Consider the following 2946-nt stretch of genomic DNA (forward strand, 5'->3'; position numbering starts at 1 on the left):
GGCCGAAGTAGGTTAAGTTAGAAAGGGCGCACGGTGAATGCCTTGGCACTAGGAGCCGATGAAGGACGGTACTAACACCGATATGCTTCGGGGAGCTGTAAGTAAGCTTTGATCCGGAGATTTCCGAATGGGGAAACCCCCTATCCGTAATGGGATAGGATCCTTACCTGAATACATAGGGTATGGAAGGCAGACCCGGGGAACTGAAACATCTAAGTACCCGGAGGAAGAGAAAGCAAACGCGATTCCCTGAGTAGCGGCGAGCGAAACGGGATTAGCCCAAACCAGGAGGCTTGCCTCCTGGGGTTGTAGGACACTCTATACGGAGTTACAAAGGAACGAGGTAAATGAACAGGTCTGGAAAGGCCGGCCAGAGAAGGTAAAAGCCCTGTAGTTGAAACTTCGTTCCCTCCAGAGTGGATCCTGAGTACGGCGGGACACGAGAAATCCCGTCGGAAGCAGGGAGGACCATCTCCCAAGGCTAAATACTCCCTAGTGACCGATAGTGAACCAGTACCGTGAGGGAAAGGTGAAAAGCACCCCGGAAGGGGAGTGAAAGAGATCCTGAAACCGTGTGCCTACAAGTAGTTAGAGCCCGTTAATGGGTGATAGCGTGCCTTTTGTAGAATGAACCGGCGAGTTACGATTACATGCGAGGTTAAGTTGATAAGACGGAGCCGCAGCGAAAGCGAGTCTGAACAGGGCGAATGAGTATGTGGTCGTAGACCCGAAACCAGGTGATCTACCCATGTCCAGGGTGAAGTCCAGGTAACACTGGATGGAGGCCCGAACCCACGCACGTTGAAAAGTGCGGGGATGAGGTGTGGGTAGCGGAGAAATTCCAATCGAACTTGGAGATAGCTGGTTCTCTCCGAAATAGCTTTAGGGCTAGCCTCATGTAGTAAGAGTCTTGGAGGTAGAGCACTGTTTGGACTAGGGGCCCCCATCGGGTTACCGAATTCAGACAAACTCCGAATGCCAAAGACTTATCCATGGGAGTCAGACTGCGAGTGATAAGATCCGTAGTCAAGAGGGAAACAGCCCAGACCACCAGCTAAGGTCCCAAAGTATACGTTAAGTGGAAAAGGATGTGGAGTTGCTTAGACAACCAGGATGTTGGCTTAGAAGCAGCCACCATTTAAAGAGTGCGTAATAGCTCACTGGTCGAGTGACTCCGCGCCGAAAATGTACCGGGGCTAAACGTATCACCGAAGCTGTGGATTGACATCTTCCGATGTCAGTGGTAGGAGAGCGTTCTAAGGGCGTTGAAGCTAGACCGCAAGGACTGGTGGAGCGCTTAGAAGTGAGAATGCCGGTATGAGTAGCGAAAGATGGGTGAGAATCCCATCCACCGAATGCCTAAGGTTTCCTGAGGAAGGCTCGTCCGCTCAGGGTTAGTCGGGACCTAAGCCGAGGCTGAAAAGCGTAGGCGATGGACAACAGGTTGATATTCCTGTACCACCTCTTTACCGTTTGAGCAATGGGGGGACGCAGGAGGATAGGGTAAGCGCGCTGCTGGATTAGCGCGTCCAAGCAGTTAGGCCGGTAACGAGGCAAATCCCGTTACCACACAGGCTGAGCTGTGACGGCGAGGGAAATTTAGTACCGAAGTTCCTGATTCCACACTGCCAAGAAAAGCCTCTAGCGAGGGAAAAGGTGCCCGTACCGCAAACCGACACAGGTAGGCGAGGAGAGAATCCTAAGGTGAGCGAGAGAACTCTCGTTAAGGAACTCGGCAAAATGACCCCGTAACTTCGGGAGAAGGGGTGCTCATTAGGGTGAATAGCCCTGATGAGCCGCAGTGAATAGGCCCAGGCGACTGTTTAGCAAAAACACAGGTCTCTGCGAAGCCGCAAGGCGAAGTATAGGGGCTGACGCCTGCCCGGTGCTGGAAGGTTAAGAGGAGAGGTTAGCGCAAGCGAAGCTTTGAATCGAAGCCCCAGTAAACGGCGGCCGTAACTATAACGGTCCTAAGGTAGCGAAATTCCTTGTCGGGTAAGTTCCGACCCGCACGAAAGGCGTAACGATCTGGGCACTGTCTCAACGAGAGACTCGGTGAAATTATAGTACCTGTGAAGATGCAGGTTACCCGCGACAGGACGGAAAGACCCCGTGGAGCTTTACTGTAGCCTGATATTGAATTTTGGTACAGCTTGTACAGGATAGGTAGGAGCCTGAGAAGCCGGAGCGCCAGCTTCGGTGGAGGCGTCGGTGGGATACTACCCTGGCTGTATTGAAATTCTAACCCGCGCCCCTGATCGGGGCGGGAGACAGTGTCAGGTGGGCAGTTTGACTGGGGCGGTCGCCTCCTAAAAAGTAACGGAGGCGCCCAAAGGTTCCCTCAGAATGGTTGGAAATCATTCGCAGAGTGTAAAGGCACAAGGGAGCTTGACTGCGAGACCTACAAGTCGAGCAGGGACGAAAGTCGGGCTTAGTGATCCGGTGGTTCCGCATGGAAGGGCCATCGCTCAACGGATAAAAGCTACCCCGGGGATAACAGGCTTATCTCCCCCAAGAGTCCACATCGACGGGGAGGTTTGGCACCTCGATGTCGGCTCATCGCATCCTGGGGCTGTAGTCGGTCCCAAGGGTTGGGCTGTTCGCCCATTAAAGCGGTACGCGAGCTGGGTTCAGAACGTCGTGAGACAGTTCGGTCCCTATCCGTCGTGGGCGCAGGAAATTTGAGAGGAGCTGTCCTTAGTACGAGAGGACCGGGATGGACGCACCGCTGGTGTACCAGTTGTCTTGCCAAAGGCATCGCTGGGTAGCTATGTGCGGAAGGGATAAGTGCTGAAAGCATCTAAGCATGAAGCCCCCCTCGAGATGAGATTTCCCATAGCGTCAAGCTAGTAAGATCCCTGAAAGATGATCAGGTTGATAGGTCAGAGGTGGAAGCGTGGCGACATGTGGAGCTGACTGATACTAATCGATCGAGGACTTAACCAA

General features: G+C 53.4%; 1 rRNA gene. It reads left to right on the plus strand.

From position 1 onward, the window contains the following. Window positions 1-10: 10 nt before the first annotated feature. A 23S ribosomal RNA gene (locus tag BFI01S_RS21405) occupies window positions 11-2946 on the plus strand.

Source organism: Cytobacillus firmus NBRC 15306, from assembly GCF_001591465.1.
In the GTDB taxonomy this organism is placed as follows: domain Bacteria; phylum Bacillota; class Bacilli; order Bacillales; family Cytobacillaceae; genus Cytobacillus; species Cytobacillus firmus.